Annotated in this window: 23 protein-coding genes and 2 pseudogenes; 8 read left to right on the forward strand and 17 right to left on the reverse strand. The window is 53.5% G+C overall.

The window, feature by feature from the left end; all coding sequences use genetic code 11:
* Positions 1-53: 53 nt before the first annotated feature.
* From lpxD to rpsB, 11 genes are all read right to left on the reverse strand, one after another.
* A complete protein-coding gene (gene lpxD / locus OGY35_RS01230) occupies positions 54-1,079 on the reverse strand; it encodes a UDP-3-O-(3-hydroxymyristoyl)glucosamine N-acyltransferase (protein ID WP_286631217.1) in 1,026 nt (341 codons plus the stop codon).
* A 3-nt stretch (positions 1,080-1,082) separates the two neighbouring features.
* Entirely contained in the window at positions 1,083-1,568 is a 486-nt protein-coding gene (gene skp / locus OGY35_RS01235) for a molecular chaperone Skp (RefSeq protein ID WP_042323679.1), read from the reverse strand.
* 122 nt (positions 1,569-1,690) lie between these two features.
* The gene (gene bamA / locus OGY35_RS01240; protein WP_152405815.1) at positions 1,691-4,120 is read right to left on the reverse strand and encodes an outer membrane protein assembly factor BamA; all 2,430 of its coding nucleotides are present in this window, start codon (positions 4,118-4,120) and stop codon (positions 1,691-1,693) included.
* A gap of 31 nt (positions 4,121-4,151) precedes the next feature.
* Positions 4,152-5,504: a sigma E protease regulator RseP gene (rseP, locus tag OGY35_RS01245; protein WP_152405816.1), complete on the reverse strand. Its 1,353-nt coding sequence runs from the start codon at positions 5,502-5,504 to the stop codon at positions 4,152-4,154.
* 11 nt (positions 5,505-5,515) lie between these two features.
* The gene (gene cdsA, locus OGY35_RS01250) at positions 5,516-6,373 is read right to left on the reverse strand and encodes a phosphatidate cytidylyltransferase (protein ID WP_152405817.1); all 858 of its coding nucleotides are present in this window, start codon (positions 6,371-6,373) and stop codon (positions 5,516-5,518) included.
* A 12-nt stretch (positions 6,374-6,385) separates the two neighbouring features.
* The gene (gene ispU, locus OGY35_RS01255) at positions 6,386-7,144 is read right to left on the reverse strand and encodes a (2E,6E)-farnesyl-diphosphate-specific ditrans,polycis-undecaprenyl-diphosphate synthase (protein WP_152405818.1); all 759 of its coding nucleotides are present in this window, start codon (positions 7,142-7,144) and stop codon (positions 6,386-6,388) included.
* Between the two features lie 182 nt (positions 7,145-7,326).
* Positions 7,327-8,529 carry a 1-deoxy-D-xylulose-5-phosphate reductoisomerase gene (ispC, locus tag OGY35_RS01260; protein ID WP_152405819.1) on the reverse strand — a complete coding sequence of 401 codons (1,203 nt, stop codon included), beginning with the start codon at positions 8,527-8,529 and terminating at the stop codon, positions 7,327-7,329.
* A gap of 158 nt (positions 8,530-8,687) precedes the next feature.
* A complete protein-coding gene (gene frr / locus OGY35_RS01265; protein ID WP_046475801.1) occupies positions 8,688-9,245 on the reverse strand; it encodes a ribosome recycling factor in 558 nt (185 codons plus the stop codon).
* Between the two features lie 142 nt (positions 9,246-9,387).
* On the reverse strand, positions 9,388-10,113 hold the full coding sequence (gene pyrH, locus OGY35_RS01270) for a UMP kinase (RefSeq protein WP_042323694.1): 726 nt from the start codon (positions 10,111-10,113) through the stop codon (positions 9,388-9,390).
* A gap of 154 nt (positions 10,114-10,267) precedes the next feature.
* Positions 10,268-11,119, reverse strand: a complete 852-nt coding sequence (gene tsf, locus OGY35_RS01275) for a translation elongation factor Ts (protein WP_042323696.1) — start codon at positions 11,117-11,119, stop codon at positions 10,268-10,270.
* Positions 11,120-11,253: 134 nt separating this feature from the next.
* Positions 11,254-11,979, reverse strand: a complete 726-nt coding sequence (gene rpsB, locus OGY35_RS01280) for a 30S ribosomal protein S2 (RefSeq protein WP_042323700.1) — start codon at positions 11,977-11,979, stop codon at positions 11,254-11,256.
* A gap of 405 nt (positions 11,980-12,384) precedes the next feature.
* Between rpsB and map the strand changes: the two genes are divergently transcribed.
* The 4 genes from map (at position 12,385) to OGY35_RS01300 (ending at position 17,311) form a co-directional block, all read left to right on the forward strand.
* Positions 12,385-13,179 carry a type I methionyl aminopeptidase gene (gene map / locus OGY35_RS01285; protein ID WP_152405820.1) on the forward strand — a complete coding sequence of 265 codons (795 nt, stop codon included), beginning with the start codon at positions 12,385-12,387 and terminating at the stop codon, positions 13,177-13,179.
* Positions 13,180-13,287: 108 nt separating this feature from the next.
* Positions 13,288-15,960: a bifunctional uridylyltransferase/uridylyl-removing protein GlnD gene (gene glnD, locus OGY35_RS01290; protein ID WP_286631277.1), complete on the forward strand. Its 2,673-nt coding sequence runs from the start codon at positions 13,288-13,290 to the stop codon at positions 15,958-15,960.
* A 30-nt stretch (positions 15,961-15,990) separates the two neighbouring features.
* Entirely contained in the window at positions 15,991-16,815 is an 825-nt protein-coding gene (dapD, locus tag OGY35_RS01295; protein ID WP_152405821.1) for a 2,3,4,5-tetrahydropyridine-2,6-dicarboxylate N-succinyltransferase, read from the forward strand.
* Between the two features lie 109 nt (positions 16,816-16,924).
* Positions 16,925-17,311, forward strand: coding sequence for a DUF3461 family protein (locus tag OGY35_RS01300; RefSeq protein WP_042997870.1), 387 nt, complete (start codon positions 16,925-16,927; stop codon positions 17,309-17,311).
* A gap of 234 nt (positions 17,312-17,545) precedes the next feature.
* On the opposite strand, the gene cdaR is transcribed toward OGY35_RS01300, so the two are convergent.
* The 3 genes from cdaR to dgt form a co-directional block, all read right to left on the reverse strand.
* Entirely contained in the window at positions 17,546-18,703 is a 1,158-nt protein-coding gene (gene cdaR / locus OGY35_RS01305) for a DNA-binding transcriptional regulator CdaR (RefSeq protein ID WP_042323710.1), read from the reverse strand.
* A gap of 150 nt (positions 18,704-18,853) precedes the next feature.
* Positions 18,854-20,284 carry a serine endoprotease DegP gene (gene degP / locus OGY35_RS01310; RefSeq protein ID WP_286631218.1) on the reverse strand — a complete coding sequence of 477 codons (1,431 nt, stop codon included), beginning with the start codon at positions 20,282-20,284 and terminating at the stop codon, positions 18,854-18,856.
* 129 nt (positions 20,285-20,413) lie between these two features.
* Positions 20,414-21,931 (reverse strand): dGTPase, encoded by a 1,518-nt coding sequence (gene dgt, locus OGY35_RS01315; RefSeq protein ID WP_152405822.1) that lies wholly within the window; start codon positions 21,929-21,931, stop codon positions 20,414-20,416.
* Positions 21,932-22,013: 82 nt separating this feature from the next.
* Here dgt and mtnN point away from each other — a divergent pair, with 82 nt between their 5' ends.
* The 4 genes and pseudogenes from mtnN to OGY35_RS24505 all read left to right on the forward strand — a co-directional run.
* Positions 22,014-22,712, forward strand: a complete 699-nt coding sequence (gene mtnN, locus OGY35_RS01320; protein WP_286631219.1) for a 5'-methylthioadenosine/S-adenosylhomocysteine nucleosidase — start codon at positions 22,014-22,016, stop codon at positions 22,710-22,712.
* Entirely contained in the window at positions 22,705-23,505 is an 801-nt protein-coding gene (btuF, locus tag OGY35_RS01325; protein WP_286631220.1) for a vitamin B12 ABC transporter substrate-binding protein BtuF, read from the forward strand. The genes mtnN and btuF overlap by 8 nt, the downstream gene beginning before the upstream one ends.
* A gap of 37 nt (positions 23,506-23,542) precedes the next feature.
* Positions 23,543-24,166, forward strand: a complete 624-nt coding sequence (locus OGY35_RS01330; protein WP_042323720.1) for a TRIC cation channel family protein — start codon at positions 23,543-23,545, stop codon at positions 24,164-24,166.
* A 4-nt stretch (positions 24,167-24,170) separates the two neighbouring features.
* Positions 24,171-24,359 (forward strand): annotated as a pseudogene (locus OGY35_RS24505) (hypothetical protein); the annotation flags it as partial.
* Here OGY35_RS24505 and erpA read toward each other — a convergent pair.
* From erpA to clcA, 3 genes and pseudogenes are all read right to left on the reverse strand, one after another.
* The gene (gene erpA / locus OGY35_RS01335) at positions 24,269-24,613 is read right to left on the reverse strand and encodes an iron-sulfur cluster insertion protein ErpA (RefSeq protein ID WP_046475767.1); all 345 of its coding nucleotides are present in this window, start codon (positions 24,611-24,613) and stop codon (positions 24,269-24,271) included. The pseudogene OGY35_RS24505 and the gene erpA overlap by 91 nt on opposite strands.
* A pseudogene (gene yadW, locus OGY35_RS24430) lies at positions 24,610-24,663 on the reverse strand (small protein YadW); the annotation flags it as partial. The pseudogene yadW and the gene erpA, both read right to left, overlap by 4 nt.
* Before the next feature lie 31 nt (positions 24,664-24,694).
* Complete coding sequence (clcA, locus tag OGY35_RS01340) at positions 24,695-26,116, reverse strand: H(+)/Cl(-) exchange transporter ClcA (RefSeq protein ID WP_286631222.1); 1,422 nt, start codon at positions 26,114-26,116, stop codon at positions 24,695-24,697.
* Positions 26,117-26,136: the final 20 nt, after the last annotated feature.

A 26,136-nucleotide genomic window follows, 5' to 3' on the forward strand; every position in this document is an offset into this window, starting at 1 on the left:
CGCAATCGTATGAATGCCGACAGGCCGTAAAGTATGTGTGACCGGGTGAGAGTTTAGTCTTGTTGATTAACCTTGCGCTCAATGGCTTTGAGGCGCTTGCTCATATCATCAATATTCATCACCAGTGTGGCTGTCTTACGCCATACTTTGTTAGGTTGCAGCGGAATGCCTGAGGAATAGACGCCAGGTTCAGTGATGGGACGCATCACCATCCCCATGCCCGTCACGGTAACCTTGTCGCATATTTCCATATGCCCGTTGATTACGCTGGCACCGCCGATCATGCAGTAACGGCCAATCTTCAGGCTGCCCGCCATGATGACGCCCCCGGCAACCGCCGTATTGTCGCCAATCACAACGTTATGTGCAATCTGACACTGGTTATCAATGATAACCCCATTGCCGATCACCGTATCATCCAGTGCACCGCGGTCGATGGTAGTACAAGCGCCGATCTCCACACGATCGCCAATAATGACGCGACCTAACTGCGGGATCTTCACCCAATTGCCACGATCGTTGGCATAGCCAAAACCGTCAGCACCAATGACCGTACTGGACTGGATCAGGCAATTCTCACCGATCTGAATGTCGTGGTAAACCGATACATTCGCCCACAGGCGCGAACCGGCCCCAATTTTCGTATTTTTTCCGACGAAGCAGCCCGCGCCGATAACCACGTTATCGCCAAGCTCCACGCCAGATTCAATCACCGCATTTGCGCCAATTGAAACATTACTACCCAGCGTTGCCGTCGCATCAACCACTGCACTCGGTGCAATGTTCTGTGCCGGCTGCGGCGTGGTATCTAAAATTTGCGCCATTCGCGCGTACGTCAGGTAGGGATTCTTCACTACCAGCGCAGCACTCTTAGCAAAAGGAAGATCGTCCTGCGTCATGACAACGGCAGACGCCTGGCATAAGGCCAGGTGCTCACGGTATTTCGGATTCACCATGAACGTGATGTGACCCGTTTGCGCAGATTGCATGGACGCAACGCCGGTGATGACGAGATCGCCATCACCGTGTAATTCTGCATCCAACTGCTCTGCTAAATCAGCCAGTCGAATTGAAGGCATTACTTATTTAACCTGTTTCAGTACGTCAGCAGTGATGTCTTTTACGTCGCTGCTGTTGTAAGCAACGGTGTTCGCGTCAACGACCAGATCGATGCTCTGGCTGCTGGCAACAGATTTCACAGCAGTCTGGATACGGGTAACCAGTTTGCCACGTTCTTCGTTGGAACGACGTGCACGATCCTGCTCAAAAGCCTGCGCTTTCTGAGAGAAGGTCTGGCGCTGAGCCATCACGTCTTTTTCCAGCTTAGTACGATCGCTCCCCGCTTTCATGGACTGCAGACGCTGCATTTTAGATTGCAGATCGGATTCCATACGCTGCAGTTCGCTCGCGCGGCCTTTAAACTCATTTTCCAACGTGTTGGAAACACCGGTCTTCTGCGCAACCTGCTGGAACAGGCTACCCATGTTGACGATTGCAATTTTGTCAGCAGCCTGTGCAGACGTAACCATTGCTAAACCGAGACCTGCCGCTAATAACCACTTTTTCACAATAAACTCCTTACCATCCCATTTGCACCCGAAGGTACAGTTCTTTGCGTGGCCAGGCGATCCCATGCAAGATCGCCTAAAGTCATCGCTACACTACCATTACATTCCTTTGCGAAGAACAATTACCAGGTTTTACCAATGTTAAACTGGAACTGCTCTTTTTTGTCTCCATCGTAATCCTTAAACGGCTGGGCGTAGGAGAAGACCAACGGCCCCAATGGGGACATCCATTGTAATGCGATACCAGCAGACATACGGATATTGCTCGGATCACTGTAGTCTGGATAACCGGCATATGCACTTGAATCCCAGTTAGTATCCCAGACAGTACCCATATCCCAGAAGAACGAGGTACGCACCGAGTTGGCGTATTTATCGCTGATGAACGGTGTTGGGGTAATGAATTCCAGGCTGGCGACAGCCATGGCGTTACCGCCCACTGCATCATCCGATTTACACGGCGCTGACTGAGTGCTCTCACATTCGTTATTGTAGTCGCTATCGCCATCATGACGACTGCTGGATGGGAAATAGACTGCTTTCGGACCAATGGTGTTGGACTGGAAGCCACGCACGGTGCTGGAGCCACCGGCATAGAAGTTCTCATAGAACGGCATCTCTTTACCGCCGATTCCATCCCCGTAGCCCCAACGGGTACGACCGAGGACCACCCACTTGTGATCGTCGTCGATCGGTACGTAGGTCGCGGTATCCAGCGTCGCTTTGTAGAACTCGTTATCAGAGCCAGGAATGGTCACCTTACCGTTCAGGTTGACGCGGGTCCCTTCCGTCGGGAAGAAGCCACGGTCAAGCTTGTTATACGTCCAACCATAGTTGAAGGTGAAGTCGTTGGCACTGTAAGAGTTACGGTCATTCGAGTTATCCGGGTATTCACCCACGGAGTTCAAATAACGCCACATCGCGACCTGCGGCTGCATGTTGGACAGGGAGTTATGCACATACCCTAAGCCAGCACGCAACGTGTTGTATTCGTTGACCGGGAAGCCCAGCGTGACGTCTGTACCATAACTTTTGTTGGTATAGTCAGACAGATCCGCATCGTTCGCATCGAAGTCGTTATAGAAGATACGACCGCCCAGGCTCACACCATCAACGGTGAAGTACGGGTTGGTAACGGAGAGTTCGCTGTAGGTCTGGTAATCGTTCTTGGTACCGTTAATCCCCACCGCGTAACCCGTACCCAGCCAGTTATCCTGCTGAACACCCGCCTGGAAGCTTACGCCGCTTTCCGTACCGTAACCGACACCGAAGTTGAAGCTACCGGTGTTACGCTCTTTCACCTTATAGACCACATCAACCTGGTCCGGGCTGCCCGGAACACGCTGCGTGTCGGTGTCGACCGTTTCAAAGTAACCCAGACGGTTCAGACGCTCTTTACCCTGATCAACCATATCGCTGCCCAGCCATGCCCCTTCCATCTGACGCATTTCGCGACGCAGGACGGCATCTTTGGACGTATCGTTACCTTCAAAACGGATCTTACGCACGTAGAAACGGTTACCCGCATCGACGTTTACGCGCAGTTTAACGGTTTTGTCAGCGTCGTTGATTTCAGGCTGTGACTGAACGCGCGGATAAGCATAGCCATAGCGACCCAGAAGCTTTTTAATATCATCTTCCATTTTGGTCACTTTGGTGCCGTTATAGAGTTCGCCCGGCTCAATTTTCGTCAGGCTTTCTATCTCCGCTGAGTGCCCCGCCAGGTTCCCCGTTACCTGAACGCCAGAAAGCTTATACTGCTCGCCTTCCGTGATGTTCACGGTAATGTAGATCCCTTTCTTATCCGGGGTCAGGCTGACCTGCGTTGAATCGATGTTGAAACGTGCGTAACCGCGATCCAGATAGTAGCTGCGCAGGGTTTCAAGGTCACCCGCCAGTTTCTGCTTCTGGTATTTGCGATCGCCAACGACGTTCCACCACGGGACTTCATCACGCAACTGGAAGTGAGAGATCAGTTCATCCGTGCTGAAGGCATGGTTACCGACGATGTTGATCTGCTGGATCTTCGCCGATACCCCTTCCTGGAACACCAGTTTAAGGTCAACACGGTTGCGCGGCAGTGGTGTGACAACCGCTTTCACACTGGCACTGTATTTACCGACGCTATAGTAGAAGTCTTCCAGACCTTTCTCGATATCGGCAATGGTGGTGCGATCCAGAGATTCGCCAACACGCACGCCAGATGCCTCGAGGTTTTGCTTCAGCATGTCATCTTTCACCGATTTGTTACCGGAGAAGGTGATGCTGGCAATAGTCGGACGTTCTTTTACCTGAACCAGAAGCGTATCGCCATCGCGAAGGACACGAACATCCTCAAAGTTGCCAGTGGCAAACAGTGCGCGAATGGTATTACTGATATCTTCATCATTAACCGTGTCGCCTGTGCGCACCGGCATACTGAGGAGGGCCGCACCAACGGCGACACGCTGCAGGCCTTCGAAATGAATGTCCTTCACTACGAACCCTTCAGCACCGTATACGGTCGCGCTGCTAAACAGCAGCGACGCTATGAGCAACTTTTTCATCGCCATCGTTATTATGCGTTCTTCCTAACTAACTCTCTTACAACCGAGAGAAATCATTGAAAAGTGCAAGCCCCATTAACAGCACCAGCAATATCGAGCCAATGCGATAACTAAAGTCTTGAACCCGCTCGGATACCGGTCCGCCCTTAAGCTTTTCAATCGCCAGGAACAGCAGATGCCCCCCGTCAAGAACGGGCAACGGAAACAGGTTGATTATCCCTAAGTTCACGCTAATCAGCGCAAGGAACATCAGATAATAAATCACCCCGAACTCCGCTGACATCCCAGCCCCCTGAGCGATAGAAATCGGCCCACTGAGGTTGTTCAGTTTCACATCACCGGTTATCAATTTTCCCAGCATACTGACCGTCAGCTTCATCAACTGCCACGTTTTATCCGTGGCCTGTGCAATGGCGCTGAACGGCCCATACTGGCGTACTGTCTTGTACTCATCCGGCAGAGGAATGATTTTCGGCACAACGCCGGCAAAACCTTCTGCCTTCCCATTACCCGATTTCGAATCCGGAATTAATGTTAAAGACAAGGCACTCCCCTGTCTTTCAATCTCCAGCGCTAACGGCTGACCTGGATTATCGCGCACCAGGGTCACGAACGTCATCCATTGCGTTAGCGGTTGACCATCGACTTTAACGATCCTGTCGCCTGCTTGCAAACCCGCCTTACTTGCGGCGGACTGCGGCTGGACTTCTGACAGCACCGGTTCAATTTGCGGTCCGCGCGGTCGAATCCCTAAAGAAGATACAGGATCTTCCTTATCAGGCTCAAATGCCCACTGCCGCAAATCCAGCGTTTTTTCCTGTCGCTGGTTGCTGCCGAAAGGCGCCACGCTGATTGTCGTCTGTTCATCGCCAATTTTTGCGACCAACTGTAAACGCACTGCATCCCAATCAGGGGTTTCGATGCCATCAACGGCTTTAAGTTCCGTGCCTGGAATAATTTGCGCCTGGGCGGCAATCGAATTGGGCGTTATTTCACCAACAACCGGACGAACACCGGGGACGCCGATGATAAACACCAGCCAGTAAGCAAAGATGGCAAAGAGGAAATTGGCAACCGGACCGGCTGCAATGATTGCTGCGCGCTGGCCAACGGTTTTATTGTTGAAAGCGTGGTGACGCAGCTCCGGGATCACCGGTTCCGCGCGCTCATCCAGCATTTTGACATAGCCGCCCAGAGGGATCAGGGCGATGACATATTCGGTCCCAGACCGATCGGTACGGCGCCAGAGCGCTTTACCAAATCCAATGGAAAAGCGCTCAACACGGACACCGCAGCGCCGGGCAACCCAGAAATGACCAAATTCATGCACGGTGATCAGCACACCCAGTGCGACAATGAATGCAGCCAGATTCCAGAGAATACTCAGCATAAAACCTTCCGTTAAAGCGTTTTGAATACCAGTAACAACAGGCAAGCAAAGACCGGCACTGCCGCCGTCAGGCTATCAATACGGTCCAGAATACCACCGTGTCCTGGAATCAAATGACCGCTGTCTTTAATTCCCGCTTCACGCTTAAACATGCTCTCAGTCAGATCGCCCAGCACGGAGGCCAGCGCGGCGACAATAGAACAGATTAATAAGGTGACAGGCGCAACATCCAGATTCGCCCACATGCCGTAACCCCAGGAGATGACAGCTGCCGTGGCAAGGCCACCAAAAAAGCCCTGCCAGGTTTTCCCCGGCGACACTTTTGGTGCCAGTTTATGCTTGCCAAACAGTTTGCCAAACATATACGCCCCGGAGTCCGCTCCCCAGACCAGGATCATGACATAGAGTAGCCATATTGCGCCACTGTAATGATTCTCGTCGTAGTGCCAGGCACGCAGCGCCAGCATTCCCCAAAAGAAGGGAACGATCGTCAGCACGCCAAAAATTATGCGTAATGTCTTCGAATTGCGCCAGAGAGTCGCCGAGCCAGGATAAAAAAACACCAGCACTAACGCAACAATCCACCAGCCCAACGACGCCCACAGCGAGGCCTCGACCCACGGCTGATGAATATTATGATGATATTCCGGCAGCAGAAACAGCATCAGTGCGAGCAACAGCCCGCACAGCACCGCCAGCCAGACGCGTTGCGTGCGCGTGGCAAAACCGCTTAACTGTCCCCATTCCCACGCGGCCAGCATACAAACAACCAGCGTCACAATGGCGAACCCCACCGGCGGCAACAGAAACAGCGCCGCGATGACCACGGGTATTAAAACGAAAGCAGAAATCAGGCGATACTTCAGCAAAAGCGACCCCCATCAGGCTTTATCATCACCGGGCTCGGTGCCGCCGAAACGACGCTCTCGATTAGCAAAGGCATGCAGCGCACCTTCAAAGTCTTGTTCATCGAAATCGGGCCAGAGAACATCTGTAAAGTAAAGTTCGGCATAGGCGATTTGCCAAAGCAAAAAGTTACTTATTCGATGCTCTCCCCCAGTCCTAATTACTAAATCCACCGGAGCCAGCTCATGCATACAGATTTGTTGATTGAGCATGTCTTCATCAATCTGCTCAGGCCGCAGTAAACCTTCCTGCACCTGTTCTGCCAGCTGTCTGACTCCCTGGACAATATCCCAACGTCCGCCGTAATTCGCCGCAATATTCAGCGTCAACCCGGTATTCTGGGCGGTAATCGCTTCAGACTTACGAATACGTTCTTGCAAACGCGCGTTAAATCGACTGGTGTCGCCAATAATGCGCAGGCGGACGTTATGGCGATGCAGGCTTTTAACTTCACTATCAAGCGCCCACACAAATAACTCCATTAACGCACTCACTTCCTGCGCCGGTCGGTTCCAGTTTTCACTACTAAAGGCATACAGCGTTAACGCATCAATACCATTGTTGGCAGCAAAAGAGACGGCCCGGCGGACGGATTTCGCTCCGGCCTTATGCCCAAATGCGCGAATCTTCCCTTGCTTTTTCGCCCAGCGACCATTGCCATCCATAATGATCGCGACATGACGACAGCCATGTGCAGGCAAATTTTCGCTTACTGGTTGAGTTGCAGACAACATAACGCGTTTATAGTCCCTGAAAGGATTTAGCGGTACTCAGGAATACTGAAGCCTTTACACAAAAAAGCCGTGTCAAACCACGGCTTACCTGACCCAAAAAAGCCAAATACCTGCGATCAGGTGGCGCAGACTATATCACTGAAGCACAACGCTAACAAATAGCACGATCTCCTGTAGAAGGATTATCCTAAGCTTGCGAGTCGCATCACTTGTTTTCTGGCGACTTCTCGCGCAATCGCATCCACCCTCAGTACGTCATCAACGCTCTGGGGTTCCTCCAGATCCATCTGCTCCAGCACAGCTAAATTGAGATCGGCGATATCGGTAAAGCGTATTTCTTCAGCAAGAAATGCAGCAACGACAACTTCATTGGCTGCATTCAGCGCGGTTGTGGCAGCTTGCCCCTGCTCAAACGCCTCCATCGCCAGCTTCAGGCATGGGTAACGTTGGTAATCCGGCGCGCTGAACGTCAACGCGCTGAGTTTGCAGAAGTCGAGCGGCTTCACGCCGGAGGTTACGCGATTCGGCCAGGCCATCGTATGAGCGATAGGCGTGCGCATGTCCGGCTCACCCAATTGCGCCAGAACGCTGCCGTCCTGATAACGCACCATCGAGTGAATCACCGACTGCGGGTGAATCAGCACTTCCATCTGGCGTGCACTGGCGTTAAACAACCAACGCGCTTCAATGTATTCCAGACCTTTATTCATCATAGTGGCTGAGTCGACGGAGATCTTACGTCCCATCGACCAGTTCGGATGACGGCATGCCTGATCGGGCGTCATCGACACCAGCTCATGCAGCGGCGTTTCCCGGAACGGGCCACCAGACCCGGTAAGCAAAACGGACATCACGCCATTCTGCTCCAGGTCAGCGTATCCCAGATTGTGTTGAATGGGTTGGGGCATACTCTGAAAAATAGCGTTATGTTCGCTGTCTACCGGCAAAAGTTGGGCTTTACTGCGCTTCACGGCATCCATGAACAGGCGTCCACAGGTCACCAGAGATTCTTTGTTTGCCAGCAGAATGGTCTTTCCCGCACGAATAGCGGCAAGTGTTGGCAGAAGGCCCGCAGCGCCCACGATGGCAGCCATCACCTGATCAACCTCATCAAGCGCCGCCATATCACAGGCCGCCTGTTGTCCGCTCAGGACTTCCGTCTGGCTACCGTGCTGTTTCAGCGTGGCATTGAGGAGGCGCGCGCTGGCGTCATCATCCATCACGGCATAGCGCGGGGAAAATTCCAGGCACTGCTCCACCATACGACTGACATTTTTACCTGCCACCAGCGCGATAACACGGAAGTGCTCAGGATTATGGCGCACCACGTCCAGCGTGCTGCAGCCGATAGAGCCGGTCGAGCCCAGAATGGTTAATTGCTTCATCAAACATCCAGCAAAATGATACCTGTCATCCTTCACGTTGCAGGTGTGTTAGCTTTCCTGCGACGCAAATTATCCAGGGTATGGACAGATTAAAAAGCAAAACGCCGCCAGCCGATCCTAAACGATCTTCTGAGCGGCGTTTTGAGCGTACAGGAGAATCAGAACTGCATCAGTTCTGCTTCTTTATCTGCCAGCGCCGCATCCACTTTCTTGATAGCGGCGTCAGTCATTTTCTGTACGTCGTCCTGAGAGCGGCGATCGTCATCTTCGCTGATCTCTTTGTCTTTCAGCAGCGCTTTCACTTTGTCGTTTGCGTCACGGCGGACGTTACGTACGGCAACACGCGCCTGTTCAGCTTCACCACGAACGATTTTCGTCAGATCTTTACGACGTTCTTCCGTCAGCGGAGGCAGTGGAACGCGAATATCGCTGCCCGCAGAGCTCGGGTTCAGACCGAGGTCAGAAGCCATAATCGCTTTCTCAACGGCCGGGCTCAGGGAGCGATCAAACACGTTGATTTTCAGGGTACGGGAATCTTCTACCGTTACGCTTGCCAGCTGACGCAGCGGCGTAGGCGTGCCGTAATATTCCACGACAATGCCATCCAGCAGGCTGGGAGAAGCACGACCCGTGCGTATTTTGCTGATTTGGTTTTTGAACGCTTCTACGCATTTTTCCATGCGTACTTCAGCATCTTTTCTGATATCGCTAATCACGTTACGAATCCTTGAAAACTTGTCTCAGTCAGACCAGACAGGACACCTGCAGAGGTGTGCTTAGTATAGCCCTGATTAAAATATTGCGGGTAAGCCCGCGATATTAACGCGGAATCTTACCTCTATTTAGCCGTTACGGGAATTATTCCGTAATTAATGTGCCTTCTTTTTCACCCATGACTACGCGACGCAGTGCGCCAGGCTTGTTCATGTTAAAGACACGAATCGGCAACTTATGGTCACGCGCCAGCGTGAACGCGGCCAGATCCATTACTTTCAGTTCTTTATCCAGCACTTCGTTGTAAGTCAGTTGCTCGTACATGGTAGCAGAAGGATCTTTCGCCGGATCGGCAGTAAAGACGCCATCAACTTTCGTCGCTTTCAGAACCACGTCAGCTTCGATTTCAATGCCACGCAGGCAGGCCGCAGAGTCAGTGGTGAAGAAAGGATTCCCCGTACCCGCAGAAAGGATAACCACGCGGTTATTGCGCAGCAGGCTGATAGCCTCTGCCCAGCTATAGTTGTCACATACGCCATTAAGTGGGATGGCGGACATCAGGCGGGCGTTCACATAGGCGCGGTGAAGCGCATCGCGCATTGCCAGGCCGTTCATCACGGTGGCCAGCATGCCCATGTGGTCGCCCACAACGCGGTTCATACCCGCTTTCGCCAGACCAGCACCACGGAACAAGTTACCGCCACCAATCACCACACCAACCTGAATACCCAGTTCAACCAGTTCTTTGATTTCCTGAGCCATACGATCCAGTATGCTTGCGTCAATACCGAAGCCTTCCGAACCCTGCAGAGCTTCGCCACTTAACTTAAGCAGAATGCGTTTATAGACGGGTTTTGCATTGGTAGCCATGTTTCTTTCCTGAGACTGTCGACGATTAAAAATGGGGGTTAATTCTGGCGACAAATGATATGCCGCTACTCAGTACAACGAAATAAGAGCCATACTGATTTTTGCGTGATGGGTGACAAAAAGAAGCCGCCCTCAGGCGGCTCCTTTTCGACAATTAAGACTGCTTGGACATCGCAGCAACTTCTGCTGCAAAGTCAGTCTCAACTTTCTCGATGCCTTCGCCCACTTCAAAGCGGATGAAGCCAGTCACGTCAGCGTTGTGCTCTTTCAGCAACTGACCAACAGACTTGCTCGGCTCCATAACGAAAGGCTGACCCGTCAGAGAAACTTCGCCGGTGAATTTCTTCATGCGGCCTTCAACCATTTTCTCTGCGATTTCTTTCGGCTTACCAGACTGCATCGCGATGTCCAACTGGACCTGGTATTCTTTTTCTACCACTTCAGCAGACACGTCTTCCGGCTTAACGAATTCAGGCTTGCTTGCAGCAACGTGCATCGCCAGCTGTTTAACCAGCTCTTCGTCAGCGCCTTTAGCCGCAACCAGAACACCGATACGCGCACCGTGCTGATAGCTACCCAGAACGTCGCCTTCCAGAGAAGCGATACGACGGATGTTGATGTTCTCACCGATTTTCGCAACCAGCGCAACGCGCTCTTCTTCGAACTGCGCTTTCAGCACTTCAACGTCAGTAATTTTGCCTGCCACAGCAGCGTCCAGGACTTTGTCAGCAAATGCCTGGAAACCACCATCTTTAGCAACGAAGTCAGTCTGGCAGTTAACTTCCAGAATGAAAGCGATGTTGCCATCGATTTTGGTTTTGATTACGCCGTCAGCAGCAACGTTGCCTGCTTTTTTCGCTGCTTTGATAGCACCGGACTTACGCATGTTTTCGATTGCCAGCTCGATGTCGCCATTAGCTTCAGTCAGTGCTTTTTTGCAATCCATCATGCCTGCGCCAGTACGCTCACGCAGCTCTTTTACCAGGGATGCGGTAATTTCAGCCATTCTAAAATCCTCGGAAGATTTGATCTGCCCGGCGTCAAACCGCACAGATTTAAAAGTGAAAAAGGGGCCTAAAGGGCCCCTAACCAAACGTGATACTACCTGGTTTATAAGGGGGCTCGAACGAGCGTGCCTTATTATTCAGCTTCTACGAAGCTTTCTTCCGCCTGGGAAGCCAGATCCTGAGAACGGCCTTCACGAACGGTTGCAGCGACAGCGCCCAGGTACAGGCTAACAGCACGGATGGCGTCGTCGTTACCCGGGATAACGAAGTCAACACCGTCCGGATCAGAGTTGGTATCAACGATAGCAAATACCGGAATACCCAGGTTGTTTGCTTCTTTGATAGCAATGTGCTCGTGGTCAGCATCGATAACGAACAGAGCGTCCGGCAGACCGCCCATGTCTTTGATACCGCCCAGGCTGTTTTCCAGTTTCTCAAGCTCACGAGTACGCATCAGCGCTTCTTTCTTGGTCAGCTTTTCGAAAGTACCGTCCTGAGACTGAGTTTCCAGGTCTTTCAGACGTTTGATGGACTGACGAACGGTTTTCCAGTTAGTCAGCATACCGCCCAGCCAGCGATGGTTCACGAAGAACTGGTCGCAGCTGTTAGCAGCGTCTTTCACCGCTTCGCTTGCAGCGCGTTTAGTACCAACGAAAAGGATTTTACCTTTACGAGAAGCAATCTTGTTCAGTTCAGCCAGAGCGTCGTTGAACATCGGTACAGTTTTCTCAAGGTTGATGATGTGAACTTTGTTACGCGCACCGAAGATGAACGGCTTCATTTTCGGGTTCCAGTAACGGGTCTGGTGACCGAAGTGAACACCAGCCTTGAGCATGTCGCGCATGGAAACAGTTGCCATGATTAAAACCTCTATAGATAAAAGTTGGGGTTATGCCTCCACGTATCCCATATTACCGACCCCAAAGGGCACCCCGGAATATGTGCCGATACGTGTGTGTTGTTACACAAAGTGAGATTTGTCGCTTCCGTCTATTCTGTGTATACGAAATGAGATCGGAAGTCCGGCGCGCTTTATACCACAAATACGCCACAGACACCAATAATTGTTGGCGGTCTGTGCTGAATTGAACGATGCCAGCAGCGGCCCCGACAGGGGCGGAGTCACTAAGCAGCCAACGCACTTGTGGCACGAAAGGCGAAGTTCAGAATGATTCTCAATTTGGCAGGGTATACCCCTGGCTGATACCATTGGCAGCACTTACACAATTATTGTCGAAATAACCGACACTGATGGACAGAATTCATGGCTATCTCAATCAAGACCCCTGAAGAAATCGAAAAAATGCGCGTCGCGGGCCGTCTGGCCGCGGAAGTGCTGGAGATGATCGAACCGTATATCAAACCGGGCGTCAGCACGGGTGAACTGGATCGTATCTGTAATGACTATATCGTCAACGAGCAGCACGCGATCTCCGCCTGTCTCGGCTATCACGGTTATCCGAAATCCGTCTGCATCTCTATTAATGAAGTGGTGTGTCACGGCATTCCGGATGATGCCAAGCATCTGAAAGACGGCGATATCGTCAACATCGACGTGACCGTCATCAAAGATGAGTACCACGGTGACACCTCCAAAATGTTTATCGTCGGCAAACCGACCATTCTGGGCGAGCGTCTGTGCCGCGTCACGCAGGAAAGCCTGTATCTGGCGCTGCGAATGGTAAAACCGGGTATCCGTCTGCGCACCCTCGGCGCGGCAATCCAGAAATATGCGGAAGGCGAAGGTTTCTCCGTGGTACGTGAATACTGCGGACACGGTATTGGCCGCGGCTTCCACGAAGAGCCGCAGGTGCTGCACTATGATGCGGACGACGGCGGCGTGGTACTGCAGCCGGGCATGACCTTTACCATCGAACCGATGCTGAACGCCGGTGATTACCGCATCCGTACCATGAAAGACGGCTGGACGGTCAAAACCAAAGACAGAAGCTTGTCTGCGCAATACGAGCATACTATTGTGGTAACCGAAAACGGCTGTGAAATTTTGACGTTACGCAAGGATGACACCATCCCGGCGGTACTCACGCACGACGTATAACTTTTTTGCCTGATGGCGCTCTCGATTATCAGGCCTACAAATGGCACTATTCCGTAGGCCGGATAAGGCGCTTTCGCCGTATCCGGCTTTTTTAATGGGTGGCGCATGATGAATACACTTCCTGAACAGCACGCGAATACCGCACTCCCCACCCTCCCCGGTCAGCCGCAGAATCCGGGTACCTGGTCTCGCGACGAACTCACCGTCTCCGGAGTCAAAACGCGCATCGACACCTTCCAGCAGTGGTTGGGGGATGCCTTCGACAGTGGGATATCCGCCGAACAATTGATTGAAGCCCGTACCGAATTTATCGACCAGTTGCTGCAACGCCTGTGGATCGACGCCGGTTTTGGACAGATTGCCGACCTGGCGCTGGTCGCCGTTGGCGGATACGGGCGCGGTGAGCTGCATCCGCTTTCCGACATCGACCTGCTCATCCTGAGCCGTAAAAAATTACCGGACGAACAGGCGCAAAAGGTCGGCGAACTGCTGACGCTGCTATGGGACGTCAAACTGGAGGTCGGGCACAGCGTGCGTACGCTGGAAGAGTGCCTGCTGGAAGGGTTATCGGACCTGACTGTTGCCACCAACCTGATTGAAACCCGTTTGTTGATTGGCGACGTGGCCCTTTTTCTGGAGCTGCAAAAGCATATCTTTAGCGAAGGCTTCTGGCCGTCCGATAAGTTTTACGCCGCCAAAGTGGAAGAGCAGCATCAGCGCCACCAGCGCTATCACGGTACCAGCTATAATCTCGAACCCGATATCAAAAGCAGTCCCGGCGGCCTGCGCGATATCCATACGCTGCAGTGGGTCGCTCGTCGCCATTTTGGCGCCACCTCGCTCGACGAGATGGTGGGCTTCGGCTTTTTGACCCAGGCAGAGCGCGCTGAGCTGAACGAATGCCTGCACATTCTGTGGCGTATTCGTTTTGCTCTGCATTTAGTGGTCAGTCGTTACGATAACCGTCTGCTGTTCGATCGCCAGTTGAGCGTCGCTCAACGCCTGAACTACAGCGGCGAAGGTAACGAACCGGTCGAGCAGATGATGAAGGATTATTTCCGCGTCACCCGCCGCGTTACTGAACTCAACCAGATGCTGCTGCAACTGTTTGACGAAGCGATCCTCGCGCTGTCCGCCGACGAGAAACCGCGTCCTATTGATGACGATTTTCAACTGCGCGGCACGCTAATCGATCTGCGTCAGGACGATCTGTTCATCCGTGAACCGGAAGCGATCCTGCGGATGTTCTACACCATGGTACGCAACAGTGCGATCACCGGGATCTACTCCACCACTCTGCGCCATCTGCGCCATGCGCGCCGCCATCTGAATCAGCCGCTGTGCTATATCCCGGAGGCGCGGTCGCTGTTTCTCAGTATGCTGCGTCACCCTGGCGCGGTCAGCCGCGGTCTGCTCCCAATGCACCGCCATAGCGTGCTGTGGGCCTACATGCCGCAGTGGTCACGTATTGTCGGGCAGATGCAGTTTGACCTGTTCCACGCCTACACGGTGGACGAGCACACGATTCGCGTGATGCTGAAGCTGGAAAGTTTTGCTAAAGAAGAGACCCGCCAGCGTCACCCGCTGTGCGTGGATCTCTGGCCGCGTCTGCGTCAACCCGAGCTGATTTTTATCGCCGCGCTGTTCCATGATATTGCCAAGGGGCGTGGCGGCGACCACTCGGTGCTGGGTGCGCAAGACGTGCTCAAATTCGCTGAACTGCATGGTCTGAACTCGCGCGAAACGCAGCTGATTGCCTGGCTGGTTCGCCAGCATCTGCTGATGTCGGTGACCGCTCAGCGCCGCGATATTCAGGATCCCGAAGTCATTAAGCAGTTCGCCGAAGAAGTGCAGACGGAACACCGCCTGCGCTTCCTGGTCTGCCTGACGGTAGCGGATATTTGCGCCACCAACGAAACGCTGTGGAACAGCTGGAAGCAAAGCCTGCTACGTGAACTGTACTTCGCCACGGAAAAACAGCTGCGTCGGGGGATGCAAAACACGCCGGACATGCGCGAGCGCGTGCGTCATCATCAGTTGCAGGCGCTGGCTTTGCTGCGGATGGATAACATTGATGAAGAGGCGCTGTACCATATCTGGTCGCGCTGTCGCGCCAACTACTTCGTGCGCCACAGCCCAAATCAGCTGGCCTGGCATGCGCGTCATCTATTGCAGCACAACCTCAGCGAGCCGTTAATTCTGCTCAGCCCGCAGGCGACGCGCGGCGGGACGGAAATATTCATCTGGAGTCCGGACAGACCGTATCTGTTTGCCGCCGTCTGCGCCGAGCTGGACCGACGTAATCTGAGCGTCCACGATGCGCAGATTTTTACGACCCGCGACGGAATGGCGATGGATACCTTTATCGTACTGGAACCGGACGGCAGTCCATTGTCGTCAGACCGGCATGAAGCCATCCGCTTTGGACTGGAACAGGCAATCACCCAGCACAGCTGGCAGCCGCCGCAGCCGCGTCGACAGCCGGCAAAATTGCGCCATTTTACCGTCGATACCGAGGTCACGTTCCTGCCGACACACACCGACCGCAAATCGTTCCTCGAGCTTATCGCGCTCGATCAGCCCGGGCTGCTGGCGCGGGTCGGGCAAATTTTTGCCGATCTCGGAATTTCGCTTCATGGCGCCCGAATTACAACCATTGGCGAGCGAGTAGAAGATTTATTCATAATCGCCACAGCGGACCGGCGTGCGCTTAATAATGAGCTTCAGCAGGAAGTGCATCAACGGTTGACAGAGGCCCTCAATCCAAACGATAAAGGGTAGTGTGTTTATTTATAGGGAAAGAGTTTAACAATGCAGCAGTTACAGAACGTTATTGAGACCGCTTTTGAGCGCCGTGCCGACATTACTCCGGCCAATGTGGATACCGTGACCCGTGAAGCGGTGAATCAGGTGATTTCTCTGCTGGATTCCGGCGTACTGCGCGTGGCAGAAAAGGTAGACGGTCAGTGGGTGACTCACCAGTGGTTGAAGAAAGCGGTTCTGCTCTCTTTCCGTATCAACGATAACCAGGTGATCGACGGCGCGGAAAGCCGCTACTTCGATAAAGTGCCGATGAAATTCGCGAACTACGACGACGCGCGCTTTCAGAAAGAAGGCTTCCGTGTGGTTCCGCCTGCCGCAGTGCGTCAGGGTGCATTTATCGCCCGTAACACCGTGCTGATGCCGTCTTATGTCAACATCGGCGCTTATGTTGATGAAGGCACGATGGTCGATACCTGGGCAACCGTCGGTTCCTGCGCGCAGATCGGCAAAAACGTTCACCTGTCCGGCGGCGTCGGCATCGGTGGCGTACTGGAACCGCTGCAGGCGAACCCGACCATTATCGAAGACAACTGCTTCATCGGCGCGCGTTCTGAAGTGGTAGAAGGCGTGATCGTGGAAGAAGGCTCCGTGATTTCAATGGGCGTTTATATTGGTCAGAGCACCCGTATTTACGACCGTGAAACTGGCGAAGTTCATTATGGCCGCGTTCCGGCGGGCTCGGTTGTCGTTTCCGGCAACCTGCCGTCGAAAGATGGCAAGTACAGCCTGTACTGTGCGGTGATTGTAAAAAAAGTCGACGCCAAAACGCGCGGCAAGGTCGGCATCAACGAGTTGTTGCGCACCATCGACTAACGGTGATTTGAAAAAGCGGGCTTAGCCCGCTTTTTTTACATCTGCGAGTGGCAGAAACAGGGCTTTTCGTTAATTATTCAATAGTTATAGTGAGCTTAAGGGTACCGCTATGTATGACAATCTGAAAAGTCTGGGCATTACTAATCCTGAAGAAATCGATCGTTACAGCCTGCGGCAAGAAGCCAACAACGATATCCTGAAAATCTATTTCCAGAAGGATAAAGGTGAATTCTTTGCCAAAAGCGTGAAGTTTAAATACCCCCGCCAACGCAAAACCGTGGTCGCCGATGGGGTGGGTCAGGGATACAAAGAGGTGCAGGAGATCAGTCCTAACCTGCGCTACGTGATTGACGAACTCGATCAAATTTGCCAGCGCGATCGCACTGAAGTGGATCTGAAACGCAAGATCCTTGATGACTTACGTCATCTGGAAAGCGTGGTGGCGAATAAAATCACCGAGATTGAAGCCGATCTGGAAAAACTGACGCGTAAATAAGCCGTTTGTTGCCGGATGGCGGCGTCATACGCCTTATCCGGCCTACAGGTGCATCCTCATACACCTTATCCAGCCTACAGATTCATCCTCGTAGGCCTGATAAGCGTAGCGCCATCAGGCAATTCATCAACGCTGCTCATCCAGTTTGTTGCCGGATGGCGGCGTTATACGCCTTATCCGGCCTACAGGTGCATCCTCGTAGGCCTGATAAGCGTAGCGCCATCAGGCAATTCATCAACGCTGCTCATCCAGTTGCAACGCTACGTACAGCAGCAACCGGTCGTCAAAGTTCCCTAAATCCAGACCGGTCAATTCTGAGATGCGATTCAGTCGATACTCCAGTGTGTTACGGTGAATAAACAGCGCCTTCGAGGTGGCCAGCGGCTGCACGTTGTGACGAAACCATGCCGCCAGAGTGCGGCGCAACAGACCGTTATTGTCCATCGCCTTCAGTCGTACCAGCGGACGCGCCAGCTCATTGGCCTGCCAGCCGCCGCGCAGACTGTCGAGCAGCACCGGCAGCATCAAATCCTGATAAAAATAGCTACGACTTTCCGGCATTCGCTGTTTGCCGACCATCATCGTCGTGCGCGCGGTACGGTACGAACGCGCGATACTGCCAGGCCCGGTAAAGTAATTGCCCAGCGAAACGCGAAAGCGTAACTGCCCGTTCTCTTTCATGCGCGCAATAAGCTGCTCAACGCGCTTGCGGTGATCTTCCGCATCCCAGCGGCCAAACGAATTCAGCGCCGGTTTTAACACCACCATCTCAGTCAGCGAAACAATCGCAATCAGGTTATTACGCTCCGGGGTGGTCAGTGCATTCTGTAACTGCTGCAGCTCCGCCATGGCGCTGTCCACGCCGAGTTGCCCGCTGTCCACTTCCACCACCGCCACTACGCGCGGCTGGTTGAGATCAATGCCTAAACGTTGCGCCCATTCGGTCAACGCCGGCGTGTTCTCTTCTGCCTGAATCAGGTTCATCACCAGCTCTTCACGCAGGCGACTGTCCTGCGCGAGCAGGTGCATCAGGCGCGATTGTTCCAGCATCATCTCCGCCGTCATGCACACCAGTTCGCCATACTTGCGCAGATGCTCAGGCTCGCCGGTCAGGCCTATCACGCCCACGATCTCGCCTTCCAGACGCAGCGGCAGGTTGATCCCCTGACGGACGCCGTGCAGATGGCGCGCGACAGCGTCATCAATATCCACCACACGGCCCTGAGAGAGGACTAACAGTGCGCCTTCGTGCAATTCACCAATACGCTCGCGATCGCCGCTGCCGATGATCCGCCCACGGGCATCCATTACGTTGATATTGGTATCAATGATGCGCATCGTGCGTGCCACGATATCCTGCGCCATTTTGGTATCAAGATGCCAGCCAGCCATAAACCCCTCCTGTGAGCAGAGCTCCAGCATAAAGAAGATAAGGAACGCTGACATTGTGCGAATGCACAAAGCAAAGGGAAGAAGTATGGAGTTGTGGGAAGTATCACAAAAAGAAACCCCTTCCTGTGAAAGGAAGGGGTTCAGAGGGAATTACTGCATCAACAGGTAGATATTGCTGTCGCCACGCTGAATGTTCAGCGCCAGGACAGACGGTTTGCTGTCGAGGATTTTACGCAGTTCAGCGATGTTTTTCACCGGCTGCTGGTTAGCGCCAACAATCACATCCCCTTTCTTCAGGCCAATCTGCGCCGCCGGGGTGTTCGCTTTCACGTTGTTCACCACGACGCCTTTATCCTGACCTTTGTTGCTCATTTCAGCCCCTTCAATGCCACTGAAGATGGAGCTGGAATCAACCTGAGTCTGGCTGCTCTGCTGCAGTTCCAGATTAACGGTAACCGGCTTACCGTCACGCAGCAGGCCGAGAGCAATTTTGCTGCCCACCGGCATGGTGCCAACCTGCGCACGCAGTGCGGCGAAGCTGCTGATCGGTTTACCATTCAGAGAGGTGATCACATCCCCGGCTTTAATTCCGGCCTTCGAGGCAGACGAGTTCGGCATTACCTGGCTGACAAACGCGCCGCGCTGAGCGTCGACTTTCATCGCTTTCGCCAGTTCAGAGCTCAGTTCGGTACCCATGATCCCCAGCTCACCGCGTTTCACCTGGCCGAATTCCACCATCTGAGAGGTCAGGTTTTTCACCATATTACTTGGGATCGCAAAACCGATACCGATGTTGCCGCCATCCGGCGCGAGGATCGCCGTGTTAATGCCGATCAGCTCGCCGTTCAGGTTAACCAACGCACCGCCGGAGTTACCCCGGTTGATCGCCGCATCGGTCTGGATGAAGTTTTCATAGTTTTGCGCATTCAGGCCGCTACGACCCAGCGCTGAGACAATACCGGAAGTCACCGTCTCGCCCAGACCAAACGGGTTACCGATGGCGACGGTGTAATCCCCCACGCGCAGTGCGTCGGAGTCAGCCAGTTTAATCGCCGTCAGGTTTTTCGGGTCCTGAATCTGGATCAGCGCGATATCAGAACGCGGGTCTTTGCCGACGATCTTAGCGTCGAATTTACGGCCATCGCTCAGTTGAACCTTAATCACCGTGGCGTTATCCACCACGTGGTTGTTGGTGACGACATAGCCTTTCGCAGCATCAATGATGACACCAGAACCCAGCGCCATGAACTTCTGCTGCTGGCCGCCACCGTTACCGCCCTGCGTACCGCCACCCTGACAGAATGGCGAGCTCTGGAACGGTGAACCGTCCTGGCAGAACGGGGAATCATCACCAAAGAACTGCTGGAAATTACGCGGCATACGCGGCGTATTGACGGTTGTACTACCTTCCACGTTAATGCTGACCACCGATGGCATCACTTTTTCGAGCATCGGTGCCAGACTTGGCATCTGCTGTGCGGTCGTGGCTGATGCAGTTTCAGCTGCCGTTGCAGAAAGCGGGGATAACGCCAAACCTAAACTCAGAGCCAGTGCACTCATTGCTAATGTGGTTTTTTTCATGTGTCTCAATCTCGATTAACAGATAACGCAAAATTGCTGTGTACGTCAGATTCATTTTATAGCGCTAAGTTCCGGACAGAAGTTTATGGAAAAGGTAAAAATTTATTGTCCGTCTTTACAAAACTCAGCTTATTGTTCAACCGCCATCAGGCGACGATATTCATCCCAGGCATAGAGGTCGGTCATGCCGCTGATATAATCCTGGATCAGCCGGCAACGGTAATAATATTCCAGCACAGGATACTCAGGTGAATCTGACGTTAATTTACCCACGGCCTCCACGTAGGCCAGTCGGTGACGCGTTGACAGTTTCTGAAATAAGCGCGATTCGATAGGAAAACGCTGCAGGCGCTCTTTTTCCACTAATTCACTGAAATCCGCAAGCGGCAGGCTTAATAAAGGACGGTAGATATCGAGTAAGCCACTGATCACCCGGTAACCCTGTAATTCGAGTTGCTCCACATCAGGATGGCTAAACACATGTTTCATCGCAACATTTTTATAGATCTTCAGCAACCGGCTAAAACTGCTGCCGTCTTCCAGCAACGCCTGATTAAACCTTCCGTCGAAGATCTCCGCCAGGTTATCAATGAAACGCTGCGCGGCGTAGGGCACCAGTTTATTAAGCGTATTTACCCGCAAATACATGAAAAACTGATCTTCAGTACTGCGACTCAGATAATTTGCGCGTGATTTGTCCCAGGCATTTTCGACAACCTGTGCAAAGAGCGAACCTTTCTCATGCTGTCCCCAGGCTTCATGTAAATGATGATAGAGTTGCTCAACGCTGAAGATTCTTTTCTCTACTGCATCTTCCAGATCGGCTACACAATAAGAGATATCGTCGGCGGCTTCCATTATCCAGGTTAACGGAAAGCGACTGTAAAGGGCGAGATCCAGTTCTTTACGTAACCTCTCAATATACGGTTCTTCAGAAAGGTAATAGCCCGGTTTTTTCATTAAATAGTTGTGCGTCGCGGGTGTGTCTCCCCGCCACCATGCCGGGCGAGTATATTTTAAGATCCCGCCAACCTGGGCCCATGTCAGGTTCATCCGCATCAACGTGTGTACCAACCGAATTCCCTGCGCATTCCCTTCGAAATGACACAGATCCTGGCGTACTTTACGACGGATATCATTCAGCAACTCCTCGCCTTCACGCAGACGCAACGTCGCCACAATGCAACGATCTTCCGTTAAGGGTTGGCTTTCCGCATCCGCCGGATGTAAGCGCTGGCGAAACCAGTCATTGATCGCCGCCTCGCCAAAATGGCCAAACGGCGGGTTGCCAATGTCATGCATCAGGCAGGACATTTCGACGATGCTCTCAAACGGTCCCGTCAACTCATCCAGGCCGTATTGTTCCAGCAATTTCTGTTCTTTGAGGCGGCTTAAGACCTCTTTGGCGATATAGCGCCCCACCTGCTGAACTTCCATCGAATGGGTAAGACGCGTACGCACGGCGGCATTACGCTCGAGGGGGAACACCTGGGTTTTTTGCTGCAAGCGACGGATCGCCGGAGAATTAATGATGCGCCCACGGTCGCTTTCAAAAATGCGTAGAATCTCATGCTCGGTTTTTACCCCTTGCGGTGAACGAAAACGACGGTGCCAGTTTATTTTTTTCCGGAAATCAATCTGTGACATGTCCTCTCCCGCGTGAGAATGCACTTCGCCTTAAGCGCATGATAGACTATGCCTTTAAATCTCACCTGGCGCGAGTAAATCTATGAAAATCGGCATCATTGGTGCAATGGAAGAAGAGGTTACGCTGCTGCGTGACAAAATCGAAAACCGTCAAACTCTCACCCTGGGCGGTTGCGAAATTTACACCGGTCAGTTAAACGGAACCGACGTTGCGCTGCTGAAATCCGGTATTGGTAAAGTGGCGGCGGCGCTGGGCGCAACGCTGCTGCTGGAACGCTGCAAGCCGGACGTCATTATTAACACCGGTTCCGCAGGCGGCCTCGCACCGACCCTGAAAGTGGGCGATATTGTGGTCTCTGACGAAGCGCGCTATCACGACGCTGACGTCACCGCATTTGGTTATGAGTTCGGTCAACTGCCGGGCTGCCCGGCCGGCTTTAAAGCCGATGAAAAACTGATCGCCGCAGCGGAGTCCTGCATTGCGCAACTGAACCTGAACGCGGTGCGTGGTCTGATCGTCAGCGGCGATGCCTTTATCAACGGTTCCGTGGGTTTGGCCAAAATCCAGCATAACTTCCCGCAGGCAATTGCCGTTGAAATGGAAGCCACTGCGATTGCCCACGTTTGCCATAACTTCAAGGTGCCGTTTGTCGTGGTCCGCGCGATCTCTGACGTCGCCGATCAGCAGTCCCATCTCAGCTTTGATGAATTCCTGGCCGTTGCCGCGAAACAATCCACGCTGTTGGTCGAATCGCTGGTACAGAAACTGGCGCATGGCTAAATCCCTCTCCAGGGCGCTTGTCGCCCTGCTGTTAGCCCTTCCGGTGTGGCTGCATGCCGCACCTCGCGTGATCTCACTCTCTCCAGCCAATACGGAGCTCGCCTTTGCCGCCGGGATCACGCCCGTTGGCGTCAGCAGCTATTCTGACTATCCGCCGCAGGCGCAACGCATTGAACAGGTCTCGACCTGGCAAGGCATGAATCTGGAACGGATTGTGGCGCTAAAGCCGGATCTGGTCCTCGCCTGGCGCGGCGGCAATGCCGAACGGCAGGTGAATCAACTCACCTCGCTGGGCATCAAGGTCATGTGGATCGATGCCGTCACTATTGAGCAGATTGCCGATACGTTGCGGAAACTGGCCGCCTTTAGCCCGCATCCCGAAATAGCAACGCGCGCCGCGCAAACCTTGCTGGACGACTATTCGCAGCTAAAATCTCAGTATGCAGGCAAAGCGAAAAAACGCGTGTTTTTGCAGTTTGGCATCAATCCTCCCTTTACCAGCGGAAAAGGGTCAATTCAAAACGAGGTTATTGAGCTCTGCGGCGGAGAAAACATCTTTGCCGGTAGCCGGGTTCCCTGGCCGCAGGTCAGTCGCGAACAGGTGCTGGCGCGCGCGCCGCAGGCGATCGTTGTCGCCGGAGATGCGGGGGAAATTCTCAAAATTAAACAATACTGGGGTGATCAGCTACAAATTCCGGTCATTCCCCTCACCAGTGACTGGTTTGAACGCGCAAGCCCGCGTATTATCCTCGCCGCAAAACAACTCTGTAATGCGCTTTCACAGATGAATTAGCGTCTGCCCCCACCAGGTTTGTTGTGAGGTTTTGAGAATGCTCGTCTATTGGCTGGATATTGTAGGTACCGCGGTATTTGCCATCTCTGGCGTGTTACTGGCCGGAAAACTGCGTATGGACCCGTTTGGCGTGCTGGTTTTGGGCGTGGTTACCGCCGTGGGTGGCGGGACAATCCGCGATATGGCATTAGATAACGGGCCCGTTTTCTGGGTCAAAGATCCTACCGATCTGGTGGTAGCGATGGTCACGAGCATGCTGACAATCCTGTTGGTGCGTCAGCCCAGACGCTTACCCAAATGGATGCTGCCGGTGCTGGACGCCGTCGGCCTGGCGGTCTTTGTGGGTATCGGCGTCAACAAAGCATTTATTGCGGGAACCGGCCCCCTGGTGGCTATCTGTATGGGCGTCATTACCGGCGTGGGCGGCGGTATCATTCGCGATGTGCTGGCGCGGGAAATCCCGATGATCCTGCGTACGGAAATCTACGCGACGGCCTGTATCATCGGCGGGATCGTCCATGCCACCGCGCATTACACCTTCGCGATGCCGTTAGAAGCCGCCAGTATGTTGGGGATGGTTGTCACGCTGGTGATTCGCCTCGCGGCGATCCGCTGGCATCTGAAGCTGCCGACGTTTGCGTTAGATGAGAATGGTCGTTGACTTGATGTTGCCCGATGGCGCTGCGCTTATCGGGCCTACAACAGAACAACACCGTAGGCCGGATAAGGCATTTATGCCGTCATCCGGCATGACAGACAGCACTCAGATGCTGAAGGAAGAACCACACCCGCAGGTGCTTTTCGCATTCGGGTTGGTGACTACGAAGCGGGAACCTTCCAGACCTTCGGTGTAGTCAACGGAACCGCCGACCAGATACTGCAGGCTCATTGGGTCAACCACCAGGCCAACACCCTGTTTCTCGATGGTCATATCGCCTTCGTTGATCTGATCATCAAAGGTAAAACCATACTGGAAACCGCTGCATCCCCCTCCGGTAATATACACACGCAGTTTCAGGTTCGGGTTTTCTTCGTCAGCGATCAGGCTTTTTACTTTATTGGCTGCTGCTTCAGTAAATTGCAGTGGCAGCGCTACGTCATCACTCATATTTTTGCTCCAAACGACATCGGCAATTGGGCAAATTCTGACCCAATATTAACGCCATTATCTAATACCCTGGTATTTCATTCAAGTATTCTCGCCCGCGGTGGTCGTCTGACTTTTTGCCGCCTGCTCTGCTTCCTGCTTCGCCAGCGTGCGGGCAAGAATAGTGGAGTATAGCGGTTTTCCGCCCAGGAATTGTGCCAATAGTGTTGCGCCAAGACAGGTAATAATCATTGGCAAAATGAGCTGATAGTTATCGGTCATCTCCAGCACCAGCACAATCCCGGTCAACGGCGCGCGCACCGAAGCCGCCAGCAGTGCGCCCATTCCGGCGATGGCGAACGTCCCGGCCTCAAGGTGATAATGCGGAAAACCGGCGGCGGCTGCCATGCCAAATGCCGTCCCCAACAGCGTACCCAACGCCAGCATCGGCGCAAAAATGCCGCCCGGCGCGCCAGAAGAGAAACAGAGCAAGGTGGTGATCACCCGCGCGATAAAGATAAACAGCAGCAGCCCGACGCTAAAATTGCCCGCCGCCGCAATCGGGATAAGGTTAAAACCGCCACCCGCCGCCGCGGGTTCAATCAGTCCCAGAATGCCGCACAGACCGCCAATCGCCCCGCCCATGAGCACCCATTTGGTCATATTACCGTGATGAAAACGCTGGAACATATCCTGGGTACCCAGCACCAGCTTATTGAAAACTGGCCCCACGCAGCCGAAAATCATCCCGAGGATCAGGTACAGCCACAGCGTATTGACCGGCGCGTTGGACAGTTTCCCCACCTCGATAATCGGCGATTCACCATTGAAGATGCGAAAAACAATGCTCGACATGATCACACCGGTGAAGACGGCTTTGATCGAGATAAGGTTGTAGCGAAACTGTGGGCGCATCTCCTCAATGATAAACAGAATGCCCGCCAGCGGCGCATTGAAGGCGGCGGAAAGCCCCGCAGCCGCCCCGGTCGCCAACAGGGTATGGCGTGCTTCGGCGCTGCGCATACGGAAGATATCCAGCACCATACGACCTATATTCCCGCCAATTTGTACCGTCGGCCCTTCGCGACCCAGCACCATTCCCGCGCCCAGCGTGCCCATCCCGCCGATAAACTTGACCGGCAGCACGCGCCACCAGCGAACGGGGCGCAACTCTTCCAGTGCCCCTTCAATCTCCGGGATCCCCGAACCACCGGCTTCTGGCGCAAATTTACGCACCAGAAAATAGCCGACCATCGCCAGTAATGCGGAGAGAATAAACGCCAGCGGCCAGAGCAGAAGCGGATGATCGGCCGCATTCACCAGCGCACCGATACGCAGGTTTTGCACCCCGCTCACCGCTTTTTCGAACGCCACGCCCACCAGGCCGGTGAGCGTCCCCACCACTGCCGCCATCATTAAGATCGCCAGCGGCGTTTTATCGCGCTCCAACAGTCGACGGATTTGGTCCCTGCGCCGTAAGCGCACAATTTGCTGTGCTTCAAAAGAGGGAGTTTCTGTCTTCATCAGATGATCATTAATTGGTA

Origin of the sequence: Citrobacter sp. Ct235 (assembly GCF_030332305.1) — a bacterium.
In the GTDB taxonomy this organism is placed as follows: Bacteria; Pseudomonadota; Gammaproteobacteria; order Enterobacterales; family Enterobacteriaceae; genus Citrobacter_A; species Citrobacter_A telavivensis.

Excerpts from the sequence above, each read along its gene's own strand:
- pyrH (WP_042323694.1), bottom strand. The coding sequence starts at position 10,113 with ATGGCTACCAATGCAAAACCCGTCTATAAACGCATTCTGCTTAAGTTA.
- erpA (WP_046475767.1), bottom strand. The coding sequence starts at position 24,613 with ATGAGTGATGACGTAGCGCTGCCACTGCAATTTACTGAAGCAGCAGCC.
- OGY35_RS01330 (WP_042323720.1), top strand. The coding sequence starts at position 23,543 with ATGCTCGTCTATTGGCTGGATATTGTAGGTACCGCGGTATTTGCCATC.
- degP (WP_286631218.1), bottom strand. The coding sequence starts at position 20,284 with ATGAAAAAAACCACATTAGCAATGAGTGCACTGGCTCTGAGTTTAGGT.
- clcA (WP_286631222.1), bottom strand. The coding sequence starts at position 26,116 with ATGAAGACAGAAACTCCCTCTTTTGAAGCACAGCAAATTGTGCGCTTA.
- dgt (WP_152405822.1), bottom strand. The coding sequence starts at position 21,931 with ATGTCACAGATTGATTTCCGGAAAAAAATAAACTGGCACCGTCGTTTT.
- ispC (WP_152405819.1), bottom strand. The coding sequence starts at position 8,529 with ATGAAGCAATTAACCATTCTGGGCTCGACCGGCTCTATCGGCTGCAGC.
- bamA (WP_152405815.1), bottom strand. The coding sequence starts at position 4,120 with ATGGCGATGAAAAAGTTGCTCATAGCGTCGCTGCTGTTTAGCAGCGCG.
- lpxD (WP_286631217.1), bottom strand. The coding sequence starts at position 1,079 with ATGCCTTCAATTCGACTGGCTGATTTAGCAGAGCAGTTGGATGCAGAA.
- ispU (WP_152405818.1), bottom strand. The coding sequence starts at position 7,144 with ATGTTGTCTGCAACTCAACCAGTAAGCGAAAATTTGCCTGCACATGGC.
- rseP (WP_152405816.1), bottom strand. The coding sequence starts at position 5,504 with ATGCTGAGTATTCTCTGGAATCTGGCTGCATTCATTGTCGCACTGGGT.
- mtnN (WP_286631219.1), top strand. The coding sequence starts at position 22,014 with ATGAAAATCGGCATCATTGGTGCAATGGAAGAAGAGGTTACGCTGCTG.
- rpsB (WP_042323700.1), bottom strand. The coding sequence starts at position 11,979 with ATGGCAACTGTTTCCATGCGCGACATGCTCAAGGCTGGTGTTCACTTC.
- glnD (WP_286631277.1), top strand. The coding sequence starts at position 13,288 with ATGAATACACTTCCTGAACAGCACGCGAATACCGCACTCCCCACCCTC.
- OGY35_RS01300 (WP_042997870.1), top strand. The coding sequence starts at position 16,925 with ATGTATGACAATCTGAAAAGTCTGGGCATTACTAATCCTGAAGAAATC.
- tsf (WP_042323696.1), bottom strand. The coding sequence starts at position 11,119 with ATGGCTGAAATTACCGCATCCCTGGTAAAAGAGCTGCGTGAGCGTACT.
- cdaR (WP_042323710.1), bottom strand. The coding sequence starts at position 18,703 with ATGGCTGGCTGGCATCTTGATACCAAAATGGCGCAGGATATCGTGGCA.
- btuF (WP_286631220.1), top strand. The coding sequence starts at position 22,705 with ATGGCTAAATCCCTCTCCAGGGCGCTTGTCGCCCTGCTGTTAGCCCTT.
- map (WP_152405820.1), top strand. The coding sequence starts at position 12,385 with ATGGCTATCTCAATCAAGACCCCTGAAGAAATCGAAAAAATGCGCGTC.
- dapD (WP_152405821.1), top strand. The coding sequence starts at position 15,991 with ATGCAGCAGTTACAGAACGTTATTGAGACCGCTTTTGAGCGCCGTGCC.